The sequence below is a fragment of the Salegentibacter holothuriorum genome (genome assembly GCF_900168045.1).
GTDB lineage: Bacteria > Bacteroidota > Bacteroidia > Flavobacteriales > Flavobacteriaceae > Salegentibacter > Salegentibacter holothuriorum.
Window position 1 is genome coordinate 179,618 of record NZ_FUYY01000004.1, and the last position, 24,767, is coordinate 204,384.

The 24,767-nt window shown below is 36.6% G+C and carries 24 protein-coding genes; 3 read left to right on the forward strand and 21 right to left on the reverse strand.

Translation table 11 applies throughout. The features are described 5' to 3' along the window. Window positions 1-88 precede the first annotated feature (88 nt). The 11 genes from trpB to B5X51_RS11375 all read right to left on the reverse strand — a co-directional run bounded on the left by trpB (window position 89) and on the right by B5X51_RS11375 (window position 9,570). A complete protein-coding gene (gene trpB / locus B5X51_RS11325; RefSeq protein WP_079721295.1) occupies window positions 89-1,270 on the reverse strand; it encodes a tryptophan synthase subunit beta in 1,182 nt (393 codons plus the stop codon). Between the two features lie 197 nt (window positions 1,271-1,467). Further along, the gene (locus B5X51_RS11330; RefSeq protein ID WP_079721296.1) at window positions 1,468-2,091 is read right to left on the reverse strand and encodes a phosphoribosylanthranilate isomerase; all 624 of its coding nucleotides are present in this window, start codon (window positions 2,089-2,091) and stop codon (window positions 1,468-1,470) included. Window positions 2,092-2,309: 218 nt separating this feature from the next. Continuing rightward, on the reverse strand, window positions 2,310-3,101 hold the full coding sequence (gene trpC, locus B5X51_RS11335; RefSeq protein WP_079721297.1) for an indole-3-glycerol phosphate synthase TrpC: 792 nt from the start codon (window positions 3,099-3,101) through the stop codon (window positions 2,310-2,312). Window positions 3,102-3,255: 154 nt separating this feature from the next. Further along, entirely contained in the window at window positions 3,256-4,248 is a 993-nt protein-coding gene (trpD, locus tag B5X51_RS11340) for an anthranilate phosphoribosyltransferase (RefSeq protein ID WP_079721298.1), read from the reverse strand. 253 nt (window positions 4,249-4,501) lie between these two features. After that, a complete protein-coding gene (locus B5X51_RS11345; protein WP_079721299.1) occupies window positions 4,502-5,119 on the reverse strand; it encodes an anthranilate synthase component II in 618 nt (205 codons plus the stop codon). Window positions 5,120-5,261: 142 nt separating this feature from the next. Beyond that, window positions 5,262-6,656: an anthranilate synthase component I family protein gene (locus B5X51_RS11350; RefSeq protein WP_079721300.1), complete on the reverse strand. Its 1,395-nt coding sequence runs from the start codon at window positions 6,654-6,656 to the stop codon at window positions 5,262-5,264. A gap of 62 nt (window positions 6,657-6,718) precedes the next feature. Further along, window positions 6,719-7,015, reverse strand: a complete 297-nt coding sequence (locus B5X51_RS11355) for a GIY-YIG nuclease family protein (RefSeq protein WP_079721301.1) — start codon at window positions 7,013-7,015, stop codon at window positions 6,719-6,721. Window positions 7,016-7,323: 308 nt separating this feature from the next. Further along, window positions 7,324-7,824, reverse strand: coding sequence for a YceI family protein (locus B5X51_RS11360; RefSeq protein WP_079721302.1), 501 nt, complete (start codon window positions 7,822-7,824; stop codon window positions 7,324-7,326). Window positions 7,825-7,872: 48 nt separating this feature from the next. After that, complete coding sequence (locus B5X51_RS11365; protein WP_079721303.1) at window positions 7,873-8,451, reverse strand: YceI family protein; 579 nt, start codon at window positions 8,449-8,451, stop codon at window positions 7,873-7,875. Between the two features lie 34 nt (window positions 8,452-8,485). Continuing rightward, window positions 8,486-9,118 (reverse strand): NAD(P)H-dependent oxidoreductase, encoded by a 633-nt coding sequence (locus B5X51_RS11370; RefSeq protein ID WP_079721304.1) that lies wholly within the window; start codon window positions 9,116-9,118, stop codon window positions 8,486-8,488. A gap of 2 nt (window positions 9,119-9,120) precedes the next feature. Beyond that, window positions 9,121-9,570 (reverse strand): MarR family winged helix-turn-helix transcriptional regulator, encoded by a 450-nt coding sequence (locus B5X51_RS11375; protein WP_079721305.1) that lies wholly within the window; start codon window positions 9,568-9,570, stop codon window positions 9,121-9,123. A 194-nt stretch (window positions 9,571-9,764) separates the two neighbouring features. On the opposite strand from B5X51_RS11375, the gene B5X51_RS11380 reads away from it, so the two are divergent. Both B5X51_RS11380 and B5X51_RS11385 read left to right on the forward strand, forming a co-directional pair. Continuing rightward, window positions 9,765-10,079, forward strand: a complete 315-nt coding sequence (locus B5X51_RS11380) for a rhodanese-like domain-containing protein (protein WP_079721306.1) — start codon at window positions 9,765-9,767, stop codon at window positions 10,077-10,079. 194 nt (window positions 10,080-10,273) lie between these two features. After that, on the forward strand, window positions 10,274-11,524 hold the full coding sequence (locus B5X51_RS11385) for a S8 family peptidase (RefSeq protein ID WP_079721307.1): 1,251 nt from the start codon (window positions 10,274-10,276) through the stop codon (window positions 11,522-11,524). Between the two features lie 152 nt (window positions 11,525-11,676). On the opposite strand, the gene B5X51_RS11390 is transcribed toward B5X51_RS11385, so the two are convergent. The 4 genes from B5X51_RS11390 to B5X51_RS11405 form a co-directional block, all read right to left on the reverse strand. Beyond that, entirely contained in the window at window positions 11,677-12,888 is a 1,212-nt protein-coding gene (locus B5X51_RS11390) for a hypothetical protein (RefSeq protein WP_079721308.1), read from the reverse strand. Between the two features lie 118 nt (window positions 12,889-13,006). Further along, a complete protein-coding gene (uvrB, locus tag B5X51_RS11395) occupies window positions 13,007-15,016 on the reverse strand; it encodes an excinuclease ABC subunit UvrB (RefSeq protein ID WP_079721309.1) in 2,010 nt (669 codons plus the stop codon). A 206-nt stretch (window positions 15,017-15,222) separates the two neighbouring features. After that, window positions 15,223-16,059 (reverse strand): ABC transporter permease, encoded by an 837-nt coding sequence (locus B5X51_RS11400; RefSeq protein ID WP_079721310.1) that lies wholly within the window; start codon window positions 16,057-16,059, stop codon window positions 15,223-15,225. Beyond that, on the reverse strand, window positions 16,059-16,964 hold the full coding sequence (locus B5X51_RS11405; protein WP_079721311.1) for an ABC transporter ATP-binding protein: 906 nt from the start codon (window positions 16,962-16,964) through the stop codon (window positions 16,059-16,061). Before B5X51_RS11405 ends, B5X51_RS11400 begins: the two co-directional genes overlap by 1 nt. 94 nt (window positions 16,965-17,058) lie before the next feature. Here B5X51_RS11405 and B5X51_RS11410 point away from each other — a divergent pair, with 94 nt between their 5' ends. After that, window positions 17,059-18,129, forward strand: coding sequence for a hypothetical protein (locus tag B5X51_RS11410; RefSeq protein WP_079721312.1), 1,071 nt, complete (start codon window positions 17,059-17,061; stop codon window positions 18,127-18,129). 213 nt (window positions 18,130-18,342) lie between these two features. Here the strand turns inward: B5X51_RS11410 and B5X51_RS11415 are convergent, their stop codons facing one another. The 6 genes from B5X51_RS11415 to B5X51_RS11440 all read right to left on the reverse strand — a co-directional run bounded on the left by B5X51_RS11415 (window position 18,343) and on the right by B5X51_RS11440 (window position 24,683). Further along, the gene (locus B5X51_RS11415) at window positions 18,343-19,401 is read right to left on the reverse strand and encodes a nucleoid-associated protein (protein WP_079721313.1); all 1,059 of its coding nucleotides are present in this window, start codon (window positions 19,399-19,401) and stop codon (window positions 18,343-18,345) included. A 294-nt stretch (window positions 19,402-19,695) separates the two neighbouring features. Continuing rightward, the gene (locus B5X51_RS11420) at window positions 19,696-20,205 is read right to left on the reverse strand and encodes an IS1096 element passenger TnpR family protein (protein WP_079721314.1); all 510 of its coding nucleotides are present in this window, start codon (window positions 20,203-20,205) and stop codon (window positions 19,696-19,698) included. 51 nt (window positions 20,206-20,256) lie between these two features. Further along, entirely contained in the window at window positions 20,257-21,270 is a 1,014-nt protein-coding gene (locus B5X51_RS11425) for a COX15/CtaA family protein (RefSeq protein ID WP_079721315.1), read from the reverse strand. Window positions 21,271-21,384: 114 nt separating this feature from the next. Continuing rightward, window positions 21,385-22,818 carry a CCA tRNA nucleotidyltransferase gene (locus tag B5X51_RS11430; RefSeq protein ID WP_245828745.1) on the reverse strand — a complete coding sequence of 478 codons (1,434 nt, stop codon included), beginning with the start codon at window positions 22,816-22,818 and terminating at the stop codon, window positions 21,385-21,387. A gap of 193 nt (window positions 22,819-23,011) precedes the next feature. Next, a complete protein-coding gene (locus B5X51_RS11435; protein WP_079721317.1) occupies window positions 23,012-23,581 on the reverse strand; it encodes an L-threonylcarbamoyladenylate synthase in 570 nt (189 codons plus the stop codon). After that, window positions 23,568-24,683 (reverse strand): glycosyltransferase family 4 protein, encoded by a 1,116-nt coding sequence (locus B5X51_RS11440; RefSeq protein WP_079721401.1) that lies wholly within the window; start codon window positions 24,681-24,683, stop codon window positions 23,568-23,570. Before B5X51_RS11440 ends, B5X51_RS11435 begins: the two co-directional genes overlap by 14 nt. Window positions 24,684-24,767 lie beyond the last annotated feature (84 nt).

A 24,767-nucleotide genomic window follows, 5' to 3' on the forward strand; every position in this document is an offset into this window, starting at 1 on the left:
CGAATACACTAATATTTTCTGGGCAGCTCTCGAAATACTTTTTTGGTTGACAGACCTCACAGGTTTCCAAAACCTGTGAGGTCTTATGCTAAAGATCGAAATAATCAATATATGTACTCAAATCCTTGTCGCCACGACCGGAAAGATTGATCACTACAACATCATCTTCTTTAAACTTTCGATCTTCAAAAATTGCCAGGGCATGAGAAGTTTCAATAGCGGGAATAATACCTTCCAGTTTTGCCAGTTCCTGGCCGGCATCCATAGCCGCTTTATCGGTAATTGAAATAAATTCGCCACGACCACTTCTAAATAAATTGGCGTGCATTGGTCCTACCCCGGGGTAATCGAGTCCTGCAGAAATAGAATAAGGCTCAGTAATTTGTCCGTCCTCAGTTTGCATCAGCAGCGTTTTACTGCCGTGAATAATACCTTCTTTTCCCAAAGCTGAGGTTGCGGCACTTTCACCGCTTTGTATGCCTTTTCCTGCTGCTTCAACAGCAATAATCCCAACCTCCGGATTATCTAAATAATGAAAATAAATTCCGGCTGCATTACTTCCGCCACCTACACAGGCGACTACATAATCGGGATTTTCTCGATTTTCTTTTTCCTTCAACTGCACTTTAATTTCTTCAGAAATCACCGCCTGAAACCTTGCTACCATGTCGGGATAGGGATGCGGCCCAACCACAGAACCAATAATATAATGTGTGTCTATTGGATTGTTAATCCAATCCCGAATCGCTTCGTTAGTGGCATCTTTTAAGGTTCGGCTTCCCGATTTTGCCGGAACAATTTTGGCTCCCAGCATTTTCATTCTAGCTACGTTTGGTGCCTGCCGCTCAATATCAACCTCACCCATATAAACAATACACTCTATGCCCATAAGTGCACAAACCGTAGCGGTGGCTACACCGTGCTGGCCTGCGCCGGTCTCAGCGATTATGCGGTCTTTACCAAGGCGTTTTGCCATTAGAATTTGCCCTACCGTGTTATTCACCTTGTGAGCGCCGGTATGGCATAGATCTTCTCGTTTTAGGTAAATTTTTGTCCCGTATTTTTTACTGAATCTTTCAGCATAATATAGTGGTGTGGGGCGTCCTACATAATCACGCAACAAATCTTTAAATTCTTTCTGGAAAGATTCTTCTTTCATAATATCAAGGTATTGCGAACGCAATTCCTCTACATTTGGATAGAGCATTTCTGGAATAAAAGCTCCTCCAAAATCACCGTAATATCCTTTTTCGTTAGCCTGATAACTCATTTTAATTTATTTTATTTAGCACCACAAGTGCACTATTTTTTATAATGTTTGCAATCTCCTGAACCTAGATCCTGAACCAAGTTCAGGTTGACGATCAAATTTTAATCTTTCTAGCGAGGGCATCGCCCGTGGCAATTTTTGGAATTTCAAACAAAAGATTGCTTCTCACGATTCACATCGGGATCGCAAAGACGTATTTATAGGTCAAAATGTTTTCTAAACTCTTTTAGTTTTTCCATATTTTTAAATCCCGCTTCTTCTTCAAATTTACTATTTACATCTACGGCATATAGCAAATTCCCTTTTCCATTTTTCTCAAAGTAGGCTTTAAGTTCTTGAATAGCTTCAACTTCTTCCGCTCCAATTCCGCCACTTAGGAAAAAAGGTTTTTCTGAAGGATAAACTTTTAAAAGCTCCCAATTGAAAGTAATTCCGTTCCCGCCTTTATTTTTCCCTTTAGTGTCAAAAAGGAAAAAATCTACTACTGGCTCGTAGGCTTCTAACAGGCTAAAATCGAAATCGTCTTTTACAGAAAATACCTTTATAATTTCCAACTCAGTCTCGATCAAAAGGGTTTTTAATTCAGCGCAAAAAGCCGCGCTTTCTTCTCCATGTAGCTGAATGGCATTTAAGTCGTATTCTTTAATTCTCTCAAGGATAATATTGATTTCTTCATCAACAAAAACACCGGTTTTTTTGATTGCTGAAGGAATTTCTGGAATTTCAGCATCAAAATATCTGGGAGTTTTTTCGTAAAAAATAAACCCCATATAATCAGGCTGAAGTTTCGCAACTTCACTGATGTTTTCGGGATGCTTCATCCCACATATTTTGAGTTTTAAGTTTTTCATTTTACTCGATAATCGAGATTTAATACTTCGAGGCTTGCCTCAAAATTAAAAATATTATTTTATATAAATGCCTCTTAAGCTTGCTCTGAGGTCATTTACGTCAAGCTGAACTTGTTTCAGCTTCTAGCATGTTTCGACCGGGTGTAACTTAGACCTCCGATAAAATCTGCGCAGGCTCTATAATGAATTCAGGGTGACGTGCTCAATTCTCTCACAAATTCAGCCGCAGCTTTTCCGGGATTATTAGTTTTCATAAAATTCTCACCAATTAAAAAGCCTTTGTAACCAAATTGCTGCAAATCTTTTATTGCATCAACCGAGCTGATTCCGCTTTCGGAAACTTTTACAAAATCATTTGGAATCTTTTCTGAAAGCGTCTTGCTGATATCGATGCTGACTTCAAAAGTCTTTAAATTCCGGTTATTTACGCCCAGCATATCTAAGCTAGGCATAATAGATTTTTGCAATTCTTCTTCGTTATGCACTTCCAGTAATACTTCCAGACCTATGCTTTGTGCAAATTCTGAAAGTCTTTTAATTTCTTCCCTTTCCAGCACTGCAGCGATAAGTAAAATAACATCGGCACCGTGAGCCCTGGCTTCCAGTAGCTGGTATTCGTCAATAATAAATTCTTTTCGCAACAGTGGCATTTTTACGGCTGCCCTTGCATAAAGCAAATCGTCTAAAGAACCACCAAAATATTTTCCATCTGTTAGTACCGACATTCCCGAAATGCCGGCTTCTTCATAACCTTTTGCTACATCTTCAACATTTAGATCCTGGTTAATCACCGATTTTGATGGAGAACGCCTTTTATGTTCGGCAATAATACCTGTGTTGCTGGTTTTAAGTCTTTCAGCTAGAGAAACTGTTTCGCGCTCAAAAAGTGCCGATTGTTCCAATTGTGAAACAGGAACTACCAGTTTCTTTAAGACCAGTTCTTTATGCTTATCGGCTATTATTTTGTCTAAAATGTTCATTTTATCAGTTATCAGTTTTCTGTTCTCAGTTTTGGGTTTTCGGTTTTTTACTCGTCATTGCGAAGGCGAAGCCTGCGGCAATCTGTTTTTAATGGTCGTAACTATATTCAAAAGATTGCTTCAGTCGTTCCTCTTTCGCAATGACGAAGATTTCTTATTTACTCAACTCCTGCAATTTTTCCAGAGTTTTTAATGCATTCCCTGAATTTATAGATTCCCGGGCAGTTTCAAAACCTTCTTTGACACTAATTTGTTTAGCAGTGGCGATCGCCATTCCGGCGTTAGCGCAAACCACGTTATTTTGGGCCTGGGTTCCTTTTCCTTTTAATATATTCACAAAAATTTCTGCTGAACTTTCTATAGAACCACCACCGGCAATTTCTTCCTGTTTTAGGCTCTCTACTCCAAAATCTTCCGGACTCAGCATGCCTTCGGTATTATTGGAAATGGTTTTGGTGTTTCCGGTAAGCGAAATTTCATCGTAACCATCTAAAGCATGCAAAATAGTAAAATTCTTATCGGTGTTTTGATATAAGTAACCATACATTCTGGCCAGTTCCAGGTTAAAAACTCCAACTAATTGATTTTTGGGAAAAGCCGGATTTACCATTGGCCCAAGCATATTGAAAAAAGTTTTTACCGCTAAAGATTTCCTGATGGGTGCCACGTTTTTCATCGCCGGGTGGAATAAGGGGGCGTGTAACACACAAATTCCGGCTTCAGCGATGCATTTTTCGAGGAAACCGGCATCATTACTAAATTTAATTCCCAGGCTTTCCATAACATTTGAACTACCGCTTACCGAAGAAACTCCGTAGTTTCCGTGTTTTGCCACATTTACTCCAGCTCCTGCAGTAACAAAAGACGACGTGGTAGAAATATTAAATGTATTTTTCCCATCACCACCGGTTCCACAAAGATCTATAGGGTTGTAAGCACTTAAATCTATGGCTACACAAAGTTCTAAAAGTGCATCCCGAAATCCTTCCAGTTCTTCTATAGTAATGCTTCGCATCATGTAAACCGTGAGAAATGCAGCGATTTGACTTTCGTTATATTCTCCATTGGAAATACTGAAGAGCGCCTGCTTGGCTTCATCTTTAGAGATGGTTTCGTGGTTAATGAGTCTGTTTAGTAGTTCTTTCATAATTTAAGCCCCCTCTAACTCCCCCGAAGGGGGAGAATAGTTTGGAGATGATTTTGTGATTTATAATAACATTATTATCGATTATTAAATCCTTAAACATATACTTCGAAAGAGAAATAAACTTTCGTTTAATGTCTTTTGGATTTAGCCTCAGATATTTACTCGATAATCGAGATTGAATGCTCCGAGGATTGCCTCGAAATCAAATTATATTTTTCAATATTAATGCTTCGTGAGCTTGCTCCGAAGTAGTTTACTTTGATTTGTTGGTATGAGCTCCCTCTCCTTTGGGGAGGGTCGGGGAGGGGCTTTCTACCCAATTCTGAATCATCTTTTTACCATCTGGAGTCAATACCGATTCCGGGTGGAATTGAACACCGCGGACATCAAACTCACGGTGGCGCAGCGACATGATTTGTCCTTTTTCATCGTAGGAAGTGGCTTCAAGAGAATCGGGAAGTTCTTTTAAAACTACCCAGGAATGGTAGCGGCCTACCTTCATAGTTTTAGGTAAATCTTTAAAAAGCGGTTCGTCGTCTACGCAGAGGTCCATCGTGGTGGCAATACCGTGATAAACCGATTCTAAATTGCCTAATTTCCCTCCAAAAACTTCACCTATGGCTTGTTGGCCAAGGCACACGCCCAGGATGCTTTTAGAAGAAGCGTATTTTTCTATGATAGGTTTTAACAAACCGGCTTCACTGGGAACTCCCGGGCCGGGAGAAAGCAAGATCTTATCATATTTCTCCACATCTTCCAGCTCCAGCTGGTCGTTTCTTATTACCGTGACCTCACAGTTTAATTCTTCTAAATAATGTACAAGGTTGTACACAAAAGAATCGTAATTATCTATAACTAATATTTTTTTCATTCTACGTCGTGTAAAATTCTGTTTTTAATACTAAAAGTTGCGTCAATCTGAACTCGGTTTCAGATCCTAATATGTTAGATCTCCGAATAAATTTCGGAGCAAGCTCTGAAATAAATTCAGGATGACGTATTGTTTTTATTCCTTATATATCTTCGGCGATATCCAATGCCTTGGTTAGTGCCCCTAGTTTATTGTAAACTTCCTGTAATTCGTTTTCTTCTACAGATTCTGAAACAACACCTGCACCGGCTTGATAATGCAATTGATGATCTTTACTTACAAAAGATCTGATAATAATTGCATGGTTAAAATTTCCGTGGAAATCCATAAATCCGATTGCGCCGCCGTAGGCATCACGATTTACATTTTCGTATTTTTCTATGAGCTTCATTGCACTATGCTTTGGTGCACCGCTTAAAGTTCCCGCCGGAAAAGTATCTGCCACTACCTGCATTGTAGGTGTTTTAAGATCTTTGGTGCCGGTAACTTTGCTTACTAAATGAATCACGTGAGAAAAAAACTGAATTTCTCTATATTTTTCAACCTTCACATTACTTCCATGTCGGCTTAAGTCGTTACGGGCCAGATCAACCAACATTACGTGTTCGGCATTTTCTTTTTCATCGGCGGCTAGTTTTTTGGCTAATTCGGCATCTTCCTCATCATTTCCGGTACGTTTAAATGTTCCGGCTATGGGATGAATTTCTGCCTGGCCGTCCTGGACTACCAGTTGTGCTTCGGGTGAACTTCCGAAAATTTTAAAGTTTCCGTAGTCAAAATAGAAAAGATAAGGTGAAGGGTTTACGCTGCGTAAAGCCCGGTAAACATTGAATTCATCTCCTTTAAATTTTTGAGAAAACCTTCTGGAAAGTACAATTTGAAAAACGTCACCACGATAACAGTGTTTTTTTCCAAGCCTTACATTTGCTTTAAATTCTTCATCGGTGAGGTTAGAAATTGGTTCCTGCTGACGTTCAAAATTATAGGTTGCGAAATTTTTGACTTTTATCAGTTGCTCGATTTCGGAAATTTTGGAATCGGTATCGTAGCTATGGTCAAAGATATAAGCTTCGTTATTGAAATGGTTAATTGCAATTATGTTTTGATAAACAGCATAGTAAATATCGGGAAGCTTAAGATCGCCGTTTCGTTTTTTAATCTCTAAATCTTCAAAATATCGAACTCCATCGTAAGCGATATAACCAAAAAGTCCATTATTAATAAATTTAAAATTTGAATCTTCGGTTTCAAACTGTTTTGAAAATTCCTGGATTTGATTTGGAACGTTAACTCCAGGAGTGATCTTTGTAGTTTTTTTACTTCCGTCAGGAAAAACTTCAGTAATCATTTCATTTTGAACCTTAATGGAAGCGATAGGGTTGCAGCATATATACGAGAAACTATTATCGTTGGCGTGGTAGTCGCTACTTTCCAGTAGGAGACTGTTGGGATATTTATCCCGCACTTTTAAATAAACACTTACCGGTGTAATGGTATCGGCAAGGAGTTTTTTATGGGTGGTCTTTAGTTTAAACATGAATTATTTATTTCTGTTACTCCCGCGAAGGCGGGAGTCTATTTAGTATGTTTTTGTTTGAGTTATTTAAATCTTACAGTCAAATCTCCCCAATCGGGGTTGAAATCGTTTATAAGGTTTATTTTCCAAAGTCGATTCCATTTTTTAAGTTGTTTTTCCCTTTTAATCGCCAACGATGGATATTCGATTTTTTCATAAAATACTAGTTTATTAAGTCGGTATCTGCTGCTAAAACTTTTTAGGTTTCGATTTCTATGTTGATATAATCTTTGTTTCAGGTTTCCTGTAATCCCAATATATAGTGTTCCATTTTTACGATTTGTAATGATGTAAACGTAATATTGATAATCGTTGTTCATTTTAATCTTTTAGAGATTTCCGCTTTCGTGGAAATGACAAAAAACTTCATAAAAAAAAGGCTTGTCGTGAGACAAGCCTTTTGTATGAATTTATACTATAGCAATGTTACTTCACGACGTTTGACGTAAATTGATCCACCACCAAGTATTTGTTGTAATTGTTTTCATAAAATATAATAATTGCCAATTATTGGCTTTCATTGCTTCAAAGATAGAAAGCATATTGTAATAACCAAACGAAATTTCTAAAAAGAAAAGCCGGAAAAGTAAATTTAACTTTTCCGGCTGTAATTTTGGAGGTCTATTTCTTAGAATTTCAACTCAATGTTTAAATCGAAATTATCATAAATTGTCTGGTCTCCCAATCCGCTAAAGAAACTACCGGAATTGTATTTCACGTTATATTTAGAACGATCTATTGTTAATTTAGTAGTAGCGGTATTATTGCTGTAATCTAAATCGAAAGTTACCGGATGGGTATTATCTTTAATTGTAAGGTCGCCAACCACCCCATAGGTGCCATCATCTTTTTTAGCAACACTGGTGATTACCAAAGTTGATGTTGGATGATTATCTACACCAAAGAAGTCATCTGAATTTAAGTGGCCTTCCAATCCTGCTTTATCGTCTCCTTTAAGATCTGTTACTGTAATTGTGGTCATATCCATTACAAATTTACCACCTACAATTTCATCGTTCTCAAATTGGAATTTTCCATCTTTTAGATCTATAGTTCCGGAATGAGAGCCTAAAACCTTCTTTCCTTTCCAGGCTACATTACTGGCCTGTGAATTTACTTGTTTTTCCATAATAATTTATTTTTTCTTTTTCAATAGCAATTTTCTTCCCGGTACAATTTAGAATTTTAGATCAACTTCCAGTTCAAAATTATCATAGATTGTTTTGTCTCCCAGGTTATCAAAGAAACTTCCTGAACCGTAACGAACATCGTATTTAGATCTATCTATGGTAAGCTCTGTTGAAGCTGAATTTTTATCCATATCTAAATCGAAAGTAATAGGATTTGTTTTTTCTTTAATGGTAAGATCAGCAACTACGCCATAAGTACCATTACCTTTCTTGGCTACACTGGTAAATACCAATTTAGCATTGGGATAATTACTTACACCGAAAAAGTCATCAGATTTTAAATGTCCTTCTAACTTGCCTTTATTTTCGCCTTCAAGATCGGTTACTGTAATAGAAGTCATATCCATTACAAACTCACCACCTTTAAGTTCGCCATTTTCCATAGAGAAATAGCCGTCTTTTAGATTTATGTTCCCTTCGTGAGATCCGGTTACTTTTTCTCCTTCCCATTCAATGTTACTTTCTTTTACATCAATTTTCTTTTCCTGCGCATTTACATTGGTAAAAGATAGAAGAGATACGATAACTGTAGATGCAAGTGCACCTTTAAATACATTCTTTTTCATAACAATTTTTGATTTTAATTAATTTAGATTTGATTTATATTAAATGGAATAATTCTTTGTCTTGTTTTCTTACTTTCTTTGCGTGCTGAAGTTGGTCTTCGTCACTTCTATAACCCGCAGTGGCTATCACAGCCGTAGTTAAATTTGTTCCTGAAATTCCCAGAATTTCATCAAATTTTTCAGCATCAAAACCTTCCATAGGGCAGGTATCAACCTTTAAATGAGCGGCAGCCGAAAGTAAATTTCCTAATGCAATATAAGTTTGCTTTTGTGCCCAGATTTGTTGCTGATCTTCAGGTTTACCTAATATATTTGAGGTAAGCATGTCTTTTAGTCCGCTTAAATCCTGAACCTGAACATCTCTGATTTTACTGATATTCTCTAAATAGGAATCTATATAGGCTTCATTTAGTTTTTTAAGTCCTGCAAAAATAAATACATGGGAAGCATCAGTGAGTTGCGACTGGTTCCAGGCAGCTGCTTTTAATTTTTCTTTTGTCTCTTTATCTGTAACCACAAATACTTCGTATGGTTGTAATCCATAAGAAGAAGCTGAAAGCTGAATGCTTTTTTGTAAATAATCTACTTCTTCCTGATTTAAAGATTTTTCAGAATTAAACTTTTTGGTGGCATATCGCCAGTTTAGTTTTTCATTATAATTCTCCATGACTATTTTCTTATTTCATTTAAACAATTTGTAATATATTCGATATTTTCTTCAGTTAGATTTGTGGTCATTTCTGCTTCCACGGCATCTACTTCAGGATCTATTTCTTTTAAAAGTTCAAGGCCCTTATTAGTAATACTAATTTCTACTTTGCGCCTATTAGCTTCACAAATAACCCGCTCTACTAAATCTTTAGTGATTAACTTATCTACCAGTCGGGTAGTATTACTCATTTTACTCACCATGCGCTCTTGAATAGTGCTTAAGTTTGCCGGCTTTCCTTTTTGCCCACGTAAAATTCTTAATACATTAAATTGAGGAATAGAAATATCAAAAGGTTTGAGTGCTTCAGCAACTTTATCATCTATGTAATTTGCGGTTACTAATATCCCAAGGCTTAGTTTTCTAGCTAAGGGTAAATTGCTGGTTTTTAATTGATCTTCAAGTTTCATTTGTTTTAACAACATTTGTAGGTACAAATATAAGTGAGTTTTATTATTTTGATTAAAATGAAATGTTAAATTTTTGAATTAGGAATCCTATCCTCTGAAACCTCTATTTTTTAAAACTTTCAATATCTTTACAAGAAATAAAAAGGAAGCTATTAACAAATTCCCTTGTTTGGGAATAGAAAAACTAGGAGTTTATGAAAGAACTTAGTCAGGAAGAATGGAGATCACAATTGGAAAAAGACGAAAAAGGAGTGATTTTAGATGTAAGAACTGAAGAAGAAGTAGAAGATGGATATATTCCAACGGCAAAGAACCTGGATATATACAAGGGGCAGGAATTTGTAAATGAGGTTGAGAAACTAGATAAGGATAAAAATTATTATATCTATTGCCGTTCGGGAAAACGAAGTGCCCAGGCCTGTACTATTTTAGACCAAATGGGTTTTACGAATACCTATAATCTTGAAGGTGGTTTTATGGAGTGGAAAGGAGAGAAAGTAGAAGATTAATTATTTATAGTTTTTAGATTTTATAATGCGCCATTTGATATTTTAAATGGCGTTTTTTTATTAACTATTTTCTCAGGTATAATGTCTTATTTTTGTTAAATAACGAATTATATAGGGTGAAAGTTTTGTTTTTGTCGATAAAATGATAGATTTGGTTGATCTATTAACCTTTTTTTAACCAAATAATTAAGTTTATGATTTTTAGTAAATTCAAACCACTCGCGGTAACTGCCTTAGTTGCCACTTTCCTGTTTTCATGTTCACAAGATGAACAAACAGATCAACAAATGGATGAAGAATTGGTTGCGCCCTCTTCGTCAAATATTATTGAAAGTCAATATATAGTTGTTTTTAATAAAAATGTAACCGGAGATGCTACTTCCAAGTACCCCGAAAGTTATACCAAAGCCCAGGAAGCTGTAGTCAATACTACTAAGAGAGTTTTATCAGAAGCTAATATTCCTGAAACCGAACTTCTTGCAGTTTACAGTAAAACTATAAACGGAGTAGCACTTAAATTAAATCTTGATCAGGTAGAATCATTACGCAAGAAAAAAGAGATTGCTTACATTGAAGAAGATAGGATAGTACAATTTGCCCCTCCTTGCGGAACTCCAAACGGAGGACCTTGTGATGGTGATCCAGGAGGCGGAGATGGCGGAGATGGAACCACAAGTCAGGTAATACCTTACGGTATAACACGAGTAAATGGAGTTGCTTCTTATACAGGTTCTAATGTTGCCTGGGTAATTGATTCAGGAATTGATACCGATCATCCAGATCTTAATGTTGATGCTTCAAGAGGATTTAATGCATTTACTTCTGGAAGGGATGGTAAGTCTACTGACGATGGTAATGGTCACGGCACTCATGTTGCTGGAACTATTGCGGCACTAAATAATGATATAGGTGTTATTGGAGTAGCTCCAGGAGCTACAGTAATCCCTGTAAAGGTTTTGGATAGCCGCGGTAGCGGATCTTATTCTGGGGTAATTGCTGGTGTAGATCACGTAGCTGCTTATGGAAATGCAGGTGATGTGGCTAATATGAGTCTTGGAGGCCCTACTTCTGATGCTCTGGACAGTGCGGTTCTTTCTGCTTCCAAAAACGGAATTATTTTCGCACTTGCCGCAGGAAATGAAGGCTCTGATGCTAATACAAGTTCTCCAGCAAGAGTAAACGGTGCCAACATTGTTACCATTTCAGCAATGGATTCAAACGATAGCTGGGCTTCTTTTTCTAATTACGGAAATCCACCGGTAGATTATGCTGCTCCAGGAGTTGCTATTAATTCTACCTGGAAAGGTGGTGGTTATAACTCAATTAGTGGTACTTCTATGGCTTCACCTCACGCAGCCGGAGTTTTACTTTTAGGTAATGCTTCTACCGATGGTACAGTTAATGGAGATCCAGACGGAACAGCTGACGCTATCATTGTTCACTAAAAACAATTAAACTTTATAGTTCTAAAAAAGCACTGCGAAAGCGGTGCTTTTTATTTGTTAGTCCAGATTAAATGCTAAGTCCCGAAGTATCGAGATGCCTCGAAATCAAATTATATTTTCCGTGAATAATGCTTCGTGGGCTTGCTCCGAAGTTATTTACTAATTAAAAGCCATCTTGTTCCTATACTAAGAATAGTTAATATTTCACCATTGGCGATACTCGATATACTGGTATTATTCTGAATGTCATCTATAGTATCTCCATTTAGGAAATTAAACGGCGTAGTACTACTTCCCGTACCTATTAAAACTATTTCCCGGCCTTTGAAGTTGGAAGCATCTGGAATTGTGATAGATGATGGGTTGTTTGTGATTCTCAAATAGTAAGCTTCAGGACCAATAGTATAATTTCCGCTTTGATTTCCTGTACTTATATAGTTTCTGGTATGATTATGTTTCCAATTAAGTTTGCCTGAATTATCTGAAACTAAAATCTGGTTTTCTTCTCCCCGGGAATCTGGAAACGTATATTCTTCTGCCGGGGTTTTCCCTATCCCAACCCGGCCTTCAAAATAACCCGCAAAAACCCTAGAGCTAGAATTGCCTTTGGCACGTGCATAAATTCCGTAGATATTGCCTCTACCTGAAGTTTCTCCAATTTCAGTGAAAATTCCGTAATTAGAGCTGTTAGCACCTTCCGTTCGGCCAACTGAGTTATAAATTCCGTAAATGCCCGAACCGCTAGTTCCCTGTGAGGTAGTATTGTAAATACCATACCTAAGCCCATCACCATCTCCTGTAACATGATTTTTAATGCCATATTTTATGGCGTCAGTTTTACTACGATTGGTGATTTCCAATCCATAGGTATTCCTGGTTTTTTCGGGATTATTGTTGTCTATTTCCAGACCTTTTTTAATATCCTGCGCATCACCGGGGTTTATCGAGATTTGTAGTTTACTTTCAATGGTTTCGGTGCCAATACCTATGTTCCCCATTCTGAATAAATTATCATTTATATTTCCGGGGCTTTCAGTAGTATTGGGTTCGTAAAAATCAGCCATTTTAGCATCTGAAACAATAGATTTCCACTCTCCTTCTGGCTGATGCCAATAATAAAAGCCTACAGGAGAATTATTGAAATTAGCACTTAAAAAAATAAGCATTCCGTGTTGCTCACTTCCGGGATTCTGGGAAGGGAATTTTTTAATTCTGGGAATAAGAATTCCATCTATTTTCTCCGGGTTATTTATGTCTGTAGCAACAATATCCAATTGTGCCCCGGGTTCGGTTGTGCCAATGCCTACCTGAGAAATTACAGGGATTGCAAAAAGCAAAAAGTGATAAAGTATAATTTTTTTCATCCTACTAAAAAATACAGGTTAATAATTAATGTATCTTTTAGCTAGCGGTATTTTGGATTTTTAAATATACTTTTTGAAAATCTTTCTTTGTGAAATCGTTCAATAATAAGGGATTTCCCTAGTCCTGTGCTTCCTTAACTTTATTTTGAAGCATTTTTATTTCATCACGGTGTTTTGCCGCAGCCATAAAATCAAGATCCTTAGCCGCTTTTTCCATCGCTTTTCTTTTCTCTCGAATTCTTTTTTCCAGATCAGGTTTGCTCATATAAGCAACTTCTGCTTCGGCAGCTTTGGTTGTCAGTGGTTTTTCGGCATCATACACATCCAGTTTTTCTTTGATCAACGTGCTGTTTTCAAGTTTCTTAACCAGTGGGGTAGGACTAATATTGTTTGCCTTATTATAATTTATCTGCTTTGTCCTTCTATATTCGGTTTGGTCAATGGTTTTTTGCATACTATCAGTAATCTTATCAGCATACAAAATGGCCTTTCCTTCTACGTGACGGGCTGCCCGTCCAATGGTTTGGGTAAGCGAGCGATTACTTCTTAAAAATCCTTCTTTATCGGCATCAATTACTGCAACTAGCGAAACTTCAGGAAGATCCAGCCCTTCTCTTAGTAAGTTTACCCCAATAAGTACATCAAACAATCCGCGACGTAAATCCTGCATAATCTCTACTCGCTCCAGCGTGTCTACATCAGAATGAATATAACGACACCTAATATCAATACGGGTGAGGTATTTGGTGAGTTCTTCAGCCATTCTTTTGGTAAGGGTAGTTACCAATGTTCTTTGATCCTTTTCATTCCTGGTGTGAATTTCTTCAATAAGATCGTCTATTTGGTTTAAGCTAGGGCGTACTTCAATCACCGGGTCTAAAAGTCCGGTTGGCCTAATCACTTGCTCCACATAAACTCCTTCGGTTTTTTGTAATTCGTAATCTGCCGGGGTAGCACTTACATATATCACCTGGTTTTGTAAGGCCTCAAATTCTTCGAATTTCAGCGGTCGGTTATCCATTGCAGCTGGAAGCCTAAACCCATATTCTACTAAGGTTTCTTTCCTGGATCTATCTCCGCCGTACATGGCGTGAACCTGCGGAATGGTCACGTGACTTTCGTCTACTACCATTAAAAAATCGTCTGGAAAATAATCTAAAAGGCAGAAAGGTCGCGTGCCGGGTTGCCTTCCGTCAAGATATCGAGAGTAATTTTCAATCCCAGAGCAATAGCCTAACTCGCGAATCATCTCCAGGTCAAAATTGGTTCTTTCATCAAGGCGTTTAGCTTCCAAATGTTTGCCAATATCTCTAAAGTAATCTACTTGCTTTACAAGATCGTCCTGTATATGATGAATGGCGTTTTGCATCACATCGGGCGAGGTAACAAACATATTGGCAGGATAAATATTCAGCCGTTCATATTTCTCAATAATATCATTTGTGCCGGGATCAAAAGCTTCAATTTCTTCAATTTCATCTCCGAAAAAATGAATTCTGAAGGCATTATCAGCATAACTTGGAAAAACATCTACCGTGTCTCCTTTTATTCTAAAATTTCCGTGGGAGAATTCAGCTTCGGTACGGGAATAAAGACTCTGAACAAGTTGATGTAGAAATTTGGTTCGGGAAATTTGCATATCCTGTTCAATGGAAACTACATTTTTACGGAATTCAACAGGGTTACCAATACCATACAAACAGGAAACTGAAGCAACTACAATCACATCTCGTCTTCCGCTTAATAGCGAAGATGTTGTACTAAGCCTTAGTTTTTCAATTTCTTCATTAATGGAAAGGTCTTTTTCAATATAAGTCCCCGAAGTAGGAATAAAAGCTTCCGGTTGATAATAATCGTAGTAACTCACAAAATATTCCACGGCATTATCCGGAAAGAATTGTTTGAATTCTGAATAAAGCTGCGCAGCAAGTGTCTTATTGTGAGCAAGGACCAGGGTAGGTTTTTGCACATCTTCAATTACATTGGCTACAGAAAAGGTTTTTCCAGATCCTGTAACTCCAAGCAATGTTTGGTACTGCTCGTTGTTATTAATCCCGCTTACCAGTTGCTCTATCGCTTTAGGCTGGTCCCCGGTGGGTTTGTAGTCTGATTTTATTTTAAACTTCATTCGTGTTACTGGATAATCGAGATTTAAATGTTCTGAGGCTTACCTCGAAATACAAAAATTTTTCTGTTTAATGCCCCAGGGGTAGTTTACCGGCTTATTCTCACGAAACTAATCAATAATCCTGCCTATTCAAACTCTTCGTGTTTTCCTTAACGTTTTAGGGTGAAATCTGAAAAAGATAAAGATTTATTACGGATTTTTTGGTGTTACAAATCTCTCTTTTTTAAGAGCTTGTGGGATAAAAATACAAAAATGACAGTCCATATTAGTACAATGAGTAATTGATCCCAATGAATTCCATAATCTTTATCGATTTCAGAGCCTATTTGTGTCGCCGCTGTTTGCACCGCCGACAGCCTTGAGAAAGGTTCTTTAATTAAATTGCTCATAGATTCCAGCGGAAAAAATCTTGCAATGTTATCAGCGATCTCAGAATCCCTGAATACTTTCCACTTTAAAACTCCGTAAACAATACTTTCTAATATCCACCAAATAAATAGGAAACCCAGCGCAAAGGCTGAACGTTTTATAAGAATGCCCAGAAACATACAAAAAGCAAAAAAACCGGTGAGTTTTACAAAATAGGCAATCATATATTCCATATCTGAAAAGATGATGGAAACCTCTGTAAAGTCTGAAAATGAAAGTCCTAAAATTAGGGAAACAATAAACAGGAAAATTGTAGAAACCAATGAAAATACCATAACGGTTAAGAATTTAGAAGCTATAAATTCCTTTTTGCTAAGGCCGTCAATCAAATTTTGTTTTAGTGTCCGGTTGGTATATTCGTTGGACATCATGGAAACAATTACAATAGCCAGGAACAATTTTAGCAAGGCGGCGATATAAGAATTAAAATGCCAGATATACGGGAAATTAAAAATTCCCTGGTCGGCTACGCGAAAGTTAATGGCACCTAAGTTAAATTCTATAGATGCTATTAAAGCAATAAATGTTATTAAAATAAAATAGGTGAGAACCAGTATTTTTGCCGAGCGGCTATATCGTAATTTATGATATTCTATCTCTAAAAGTCGTAACATTATGCAGATGGAGTTTGATTGGTTAATTCAAGGAATTGTTCTTCCAGGCTTTCTTTTCGTTTTACCAGGTAGGAAAGTGAAAGTCCTTTTTCAAATAGATATTCGTTAATAGTTTCAGCATCCATAGGCTCTTTAAGAATCGCCGTTACCACATTTTTTTTTGCTGATACATTTTCTATTCCCGGGTGGGCAATAAGTAACTCTTGCAATAACTGCATATTTTTAGCCTGTAGTTCAAAGAAACCATGACTGGCATTTATAGCATCTACAGGACCACTATAAAGTTTTTTACCGTTTCTTATAATAACCACGTGAGAACAAACTTTCTCTACTTCATCCAGTAAATGCGAAGCGAGTAAAATGGTAGTTCCTCCGGCTGCGATTTTCCTTATGATTTCTCTAATTTGGTGAATTCCCTGGGGATCTAAGCCATTTGTGGGCTCATCTAAAATAAGAATTTCCGGATCGTTGAGTAGGGCAGAAGCTATAGCTAAACGCTGCTTCATACCTAGAGAAAATGTACTGAATTTGCTGTTTTTTCTATCCAGCAAGTTTACTATTTCCAGCTTCTCTTCAATTTTATCCTTGGGAACATCCTTAATTTTACACACCAGGGCCAGGTTTTGAACCGCTGTCATATAGGGATAGAAGTTGGGATGCTCAATTATAGCTCCCACTTTTTTTAAAGCTTCGTGTGTTTTAATATTGCCACCAAACCAGGCGAATTCACCGGAGGTTTTATTCACCACGTTAAGCACCATCCCAAGTGTGGTAGATTTACCACTTCCGTTAGGGCCTAAAATGCCATATACATTGCCTTTTTTTATGGTGAAAGACAAGTTGTCTACCGCGGTTAATGCACCATATTTTTTAGTAAGGTCTTTGAGACTTAGAATTGTTTCCAAAATTGAAGAAAAGTTTAAAGTATGACGACGAAGTTAGACAATTGTTACATATTTCGCCTTAGAAAGCTTATTTTTGAAGAAAAGCTGATATAATATGGAAGAAAAGCTGATGTCTAAGAAAAAACCATCATTTGCTGTAAATGAGCGGTTAAACCGATATCTGGCCAAACATAACCGAAACACCAAAATCCCTGTTTTTTACGATGATTTATTGCGCTTTTCTGGCTCGGTTGTGGTTTATGATCAGCACGAAGAAGATACTTTTTGGGTGCGTTGTTATTATCCCGATTTTGAACGAGAAGAAATTGATAACAGTCTAAAGCAGGTGTATACCATTATGCACTCTGACGGTAGTGATGATTCGCTGGAATTTTTAACCGTTGATGCTATAGATTATTGCACTTTTGGGAATTCAAAACCTTTCCGTATTAAAGTGCGAAATATCCTAAATGATAGTTTTACTTATTTCTATGTAAAAAAAGCCGATGCTTCCCGAATTTACGGACTCGAGTTTGAACACTTGCTTTCCCCGCACCGAATAAATTTTTTGGTATATAAAGACACATTAATTGAAGAACATATTGCCGGTATTCCCGGAGATGTTTTTATAGAAGATCATTTGCCAGCCTGCGATAATAGGGCGCAAACCCAAATTGCAAAACAGTTTGTGAAATTTAATGAACGTTGTACCGTAAGATTGTTAGGAGATATGCGCTCTTATAATTATGTAGTAATTCCTACTCATGATTTTGACCATGTTGAATATCAAATTAGGGCAATTGACTTTGATCAGCAGTGTTTTGAAGGAAATTTGAAAGTGTATAGGCCCCAATTCTTTAAAGAAAACCTTAAAATGGTGCAGCTGGTACAGGAAAAACTTCAGGAATCCTCTATTGAACAATATAGAAAAGAGGAACGTTCGTTACTTGCCAAAAGGATAATAAACACTCGCCCGCGCTATAAAGAATTACTGCGTTGCATGATAAACGATCATGTATCTACCCAAGCCAATGTAAAAAGTTTAAGAAAAGATCTTTATAAATACACCAACGATATGAAGTTTAAACGGGCCAGTACTATGGGGCAAATCCTAAGGACTGCTTTAGACTTTGTACGCCGTAATTATGAAGATGTGAATATGAAACGTTTGCTGGAAAGTTCTTAAAAGAAGTCAGAGGTCGTGTGAAAAGTACAGTTTCGTCAAGCTGAACTTGTTTCAGCTTCTAACAAGGTTAACAACTTAGATCCTGAAACGAGTTCAGGATGACGGTTTTAAGAATTTTTTATACAACTTTTTTAATGTAAAAACAGTAGAAAAAAGCCACGAATTCACTAATATTATTTGTGTATTCGTGGCTATTATTTTTAGAAGATTACCTTAACTCTTTTCCTCCTTATTAAAATAAACCAGGTAATAATACATTTGCTTTTCTTCATCCCAGCCTTTCTCCACAAACTTATCTGCAGATTCTGCATTTACAAAATCCATTTTAATTTGGATGTGCGTATCAAGGTTTATAACACTTTTAATTTTCTTACGGGCATCTGTAACCGCTTTGTTAGCAATTGGGAAATTGGTAAGATCTTCAATTTTATATTTAGGTGCTTTTTCGGTTTTATAATGCTGAAATTCGGGTACCAAATCTGGATTATCTATCACTGAATTCAAGAAATTACTTTCTTCAAAGTCATCGTTTTTAGCGAAGTAATCCATACTACGGTTCATAAACATCACTTCTTCTTTTTTGTCTTCCGCAGGTAAAACTACGTCTTTAGCAAAATTCTTACAGAAGTTTAGGTAACTTTTAGTGTTGTAATTTTCATCTCGCATTACATCAACACCAAGAAAGTTTTCCAGCCAGTATTTAGTGTCGTATTTATTAGAGTCTACGGAGAGGATCTTATAACCTTCAGCGCGGTTTTTATTGAAAATAAGCGCACCTTTATCTAATTTGTTTAAATTGATTCCTTGCTTAACAATCATTTCCAGGATACTGCCATTTTCTTCAAACTGAAGGAAATCGTGTTTTAATTCAGATTTAAAAATACCAATTCCTGAAACTTTTTCATTATCAATTTGAAGGTTTTCGAAATGTACTACGTATACTTCCCCACTTTTAATATGCGGATGGGAAGACTGCTCAAATAACAAAGTAGTAATTTTCTTTGAGGCTTCGTGAATGCTCTCTGGATTATCAAAAACAGCGTTTGCTAAATTGTATAATTCATTGAATTCAATATCAGTATCATGAGAAAATTGGAAATAGTTTTCTTCTTTTTCCCTAAATGGTTTTAGAAAATATTCCTTGATTAAAGGAGTAATTTCATCATTCAATTGATAAGGAGCTGCAGAAAGAAAAATATTTTCATTCCGGCTTTTATTGCCAACCCTGTGAATAGACAGGGATTCAATTTGCGCATTAAAAAGATTGATCATTCAGTATGATATTTAGGTCATTTCCGTCCCGTTAAATATCGGGATAAACTGCGGCGGAAATCTTAGTTTATTAGTAATGTGTGGCGAATTAAATTTAACTTCAATTTGTCATTACGATCCCGGTAATAATCGGGAGAAGCAATCTGTCAGATTTTGGTAATTCAAGTTGGAGATTACTTCACTCCGTTCGCAATGACGATTCTTATTGAAATATGAACGACTTAGATCCTGAAATAAATTCAGGATGATGTTAGTCAAAGATCCTCAAACAAGTTCGGGATAATTGCTTCGCAATTAATTCCAGTTTTCATCAAAAGAAAGGTCGTCGTAATCGTTGGCGTTGTAGCCCTGGTCAAAAATATCATCAGAACCAGCATCACCATCATCTTCCCCTACAAAATCTTTATTTGGAGCTTCATCAGGAATTTGCCCGTGAACAAACATAAGGTTTGGGTAATCCCGCCCATCTTCAATTTCTCCAATTTGGGCTAATTCAATTAGAAAAGTCCACATTTTCAGGAAATCGTATACATAGATAATATTTCTATTATCTTCATTTAAAATAGATTCCAGGCTGGTTTCATTCATTAGTCGAACTTCACCACCCATATCAAATTGGGAAAATTCTTCGCCCTGTTCCCATTTTTCATCACTTAAATAGAACGAAGCCATCTCTGTACCATCAAATCCGAATGATTGTAAAATAGTATTATGAAGATCTTCCAGGGTGTGTTCCTGTAGTATTTCTATATCTCTAAATACATCTTCCTCAGCATCAAGAATTACTCTAAATCGGTAAACCATAATATCAAATTTTTAGCTTTCAAAGTTACATTTTTTAGATGAGAATGAAAGTTATTTGGTAAATCTATGCAGTGTATAGGTCATGGCTGCCAGGAGTAAAAATGCTCCTACCTGGTGTGCCACTCCCAACCAAACCGGTACCTGATAAATCAAGGTAAATATACCGAGGAGAAATTGAAGGACAAGTAAGATTAGCAAGGTGTTTATGGCTTCAGGGTGTCGGTGTTCCAAAGCTAATTTTTTTGATCTGTACCAAATGTAAAGGATTACAGCTACCACTGCATAGGCCATATATCTATGTACAAATTGCACCCCACTTTTACCTTCTATAAAATTCATGATCAATGGTTCTTGCTCAATCCATACGGTTTCATGAATTAATTTACCGTCTGCCATAAGCGGCCAGGAATTGTGTATAAGTCCGGCATCAAGTCCTGCTACAAAAGCTCCCCATACTATTTGAATAATAAGAACAACCATCCCAAATCTTAACAGATTTCGAAAACTTTTGTCAATACTATTTCTATGTGGATAAATTAAATCTAAAGCCACCCAAAGGGTATAAGCAAAAGTTAAAAACGCAGTTACAAGGTGGGCTGCCAACCGGTAATGGCTTACATCTGGCATATCTACCAGGCCACTTTTTACCATATACCAACCTAGAAAACCTTGAAAACCACCTAGAAACAGTAGAATGATAGTTTTTCTGATAGTAGGTTTGGTAAGTTGTTTGGTAATAAGAAAATATAAGAATGGAACGATAAAAACAATACCAATAAATCTACCGAGAACACGGTGAAGCCACTCCCAGAAGTAGATGTCTTTAAACTCTTCTAAGGTGAAATGATAATTTTTCTTTTGATATTCTGGAAACAGCTTATAATGCTCAAAGGTCTCTGTCCATTCTTGCTCATTTAGTGGAGGAATAGTACCCGTTACCAGTTTATAGTCGGATATGGAGAGGCCAGAATGTGTGAGGCGGGTTATTCCCCCAACAATTACCATGATAAAAATAAGAATACATCCCGTAAACAACCAGTAAACTACTTTCTTATTGTCTTTCATCTGAATATAATGTATTTATAAAACCACTTTTATTAGTAAATTTTTTGATAACTAGTCAGTGTAAATTTGAAATATAATTTTAAGTTTAATTAATGTTTTGCATCTCTTATTTATTTAATTTTTAAAACTATCAGCAGCTGTTAACCCGAGTTCTTTTCCTTTTTTCAGCATTAAGTTCCTTGCGGCTTTGTGCTCGTTTGGAATTTCACCTTCCAGGATTGCTTCTTTAATGGTGTCTTTTATAATACCAATTTCGCGGGAGGGTCTAATATTAAAAGTTTCCATAATCTCTTCACCAGTAACAGGAGGCTGAAAATTGCGAACGTGGTCACGTTCTTCAACCTCTTTCATTTTGGTGCGAACCACTTTAAAGTTATTGTGGTACTTTTTATAACGATTTGGGTTTTTAGTGGTGATATCGGCCTCACAAAGCGTCATCAAGTCTTCAATATCTTCACCCGCGTCAAAGATAAGTCGGCGTACCGCAGAGTCGGTCACATCGTTGTCCACAATAGCGATTGGACGCGAACTCATTAAAACCAATTTCTGCACGTATTTCATTTTATCATTAAGCGGAAGGCGAAGGCGTTTAAACAGTTTAAAAACCATTTTTGCGCCCACAAACTCATGTCCATGGAAAGTCCAACCAATCTTCTTATGAAACTTTTTAGTAGGCGCTTTCCCAATATCGTGTAGTAAAGCAGCCCAACGCAGCCAGAGATCATCGGTGTTTTTGGCAATATTATCTACCACTTCTAAAGTGTGCCAAAAATTGTCTTTGTGCTTCTGGCCTTCAATTTCATCTATGCCTTCCAGCGCAGTAAGTTCTGGTAAAATAATATGGAGTAATCCGGTTTTATGTAATAGCGAAAATCCTTTTGAAGGTTTTTCAGCCATCATAATTTTATGTAATTCGTCGGTAATTCTTTCTTTTGAAATAATCTTTATGCGTTTCTTGTTTCTTGTAATGGCATCTAAAGATTCTTTTTCAATCTTAAAATTTAACTGCGTTGCAAATCTAATAGCGCGTAACATCCGCAAGGGATCATCAGAATAGGTGATATCAGGATCTAAAGGAGTTTTGATGAGTTTAGAATTGAGATCTTCAATGCCATTAAAAGGATCTAAAAGATTTCCGAAGTTTTCTTCATTCAAGCCAAGCGCCAGCGCATTTATGGTGAAATCGCGACGATTTTGGTCGTCTTCCAAACTACCGTCTTCCACAATGGGTTTACGACTGTCTTTTTGATAACTTTCTTTACGCGCACCTACAAACTCTATTTCCATATCATAAGCGCGCAGCATTGCCGTGCCATAGTTTTTAAAAATCTGAACCTTTGGTTTATGCGGGAGTATTTGAGCTACTTTTTTTGCAAGTTCAATGCCGCTTCCTACCGCAACAATGTCAATATCTTTTGGCTCTCCCCGCTGTAAAATATGATCACGAACAAAGCCGCCAATAACATAGCTTTCAAGTTTTATTTCTTCTGAGGCCTGGGTGATGACCCTGAATATATTATGGGATAAAGCGCCTTTATAATTCTTCACTATTTTAATTTCTTTTGAAACCTAAGCTTTTAAAACTCGGTTTCATTGCTAAACACATTGAAACTAGAAATTTGGACGTCATCCTGAACTTGTTTCAGGATCTAATTTGATAAATCTAAGATCTTAGAAGCTGAAACAAGTTCAGCTTGACGTAAAAAAGTTTCCGACAAACTCATTAATAAACTTTTCGCTATTATTTCCTAATCACTTTTACCTTACCATCGTTACTTAACTTGATGATGGCGGAAGGATTAGCCGATTTTTTATTTTTTTGCAAATTTACCACATAGTCCACACCTTCTAAAATTTCGGGACTAATTTCAGCGAAGGATCCGGGTGTTTTTTTACCACTAATGTTTGCCGAGGTAGAAACGATTGGTTTCCGAAATCTTTTTGCCAAATCATTGCTGAATTTATCTTTAGAAACTCTAATTGCCAAAGAATTATCATCAGCAATTAAATTTTCTGCTACTCTAATTGGATCGTCATAAATAATTGTTGTTGGTTTTCGAGCAAATTTTAAAATATCGTAAGCTACTTCCGGTACGTCTTCTACAAATTGGTTTAACATTTTATAGTCTGAAACCAGGCAAATCAATGCCTGACTTTCCTTTCGTTTTTTAAGCGCGTACACTTTTTCTACGGCTTCAGCATTGGTGGCGTCACAGCCAATTCCCCAAACAGTATCGGTAGGATAGAGTATAATGCCGCCACGTTTTAGGGTTGCCAGGGCGTTTTGCATTTCGGTTTTAATATCTTCCATAAAGGACGTTTTTGTATTCTAGTAGTGTTTGTTGAGCCATTTGTTTTGTGGTAAAATTTTCTACCAATTTTTTATGGCCATTTTCAGTGAATCGAGAAATTAGCGTTTTGTTTTCCTGCAAAAATAGTAAGAGTTCGGCTAATTTTTCAGCGTCTTTAGCATCAGCTAAAAGCCCATTTTCCATATGGGTCACAATTTCGGGAATTCCGCCCACATTTGTGGATATAACAGGAGTTTTATGATAGAAAGCTTCATAGATCACGTTAGGGACCCCTTCTGAAATTGAGGTATGTAATAAAAAATCTAATTGAGGGATTAAGCTTGATGCATTTTCCTGGAAACCTAAAAAACTAATATGTGATTCTAACTTATTTGAAGTGAGATATTTAAGTAAAGGGGGCGTTTCAGCCGTAAAATGACCAATTTGGACAAAATGAAATTTCAGTTTTTTTTGCTGCTTAACTATTTTTTCAGCGGTTTCAATAAAAGTGGTCAGGTCTTTAGCGGGAATATGATTTCCAATATTTCCAACAAGGATAACATCTTCCTTCAACTCAAGTTTTTCGCGAAGATTAAATTTTGCAGTTAGCTTTTTTTGTTTTTCAATCGAAACTCCGTGATAGATATTTTTTAAACGACCTTCATCTTTAATTTTTTCCGCAGCTATATCTCTGCTTTTTTTAGAAACGCATAGGATACGTTTCAGTTTAGGATGGTTGTATTTATAAAGTGTTTGCTTTCTGTTTTTAATAGGAAAAGAGGTTTTTTTACTAAAAACCATTGGAGGTAAACTATAAAAATTATCGGCTAAAATCACCAGTGATAGAGCTTTAGGATCGTGAATATGAATAAGATCTATGCGCTCTTCTTTGCAGATTTTAATGATTTTTAGACTGTATCTAAGATCAAAATTAAAACTAAGTGGTGCTGTTTTGAAACTTAAGTTGTTGCGCTTTAGTTTCTTATAAAATAGACCATCTTTCACACAAAGAATAAGATTTTTTACTTCTTGAAAATTATTTTTGAACTCTTCAAACAACAGTTCTATTTGGTTTTCACCACCTCCCCAACTTTTTACTGCCGATACATGAAGGATTTTCATTAGGTCTTTCTCTTTATTCGTTGATGCAATGGTTATATTTGCCAATTACTATAAACCTAAGTTTTTGATTAGGCAATCTCTAAT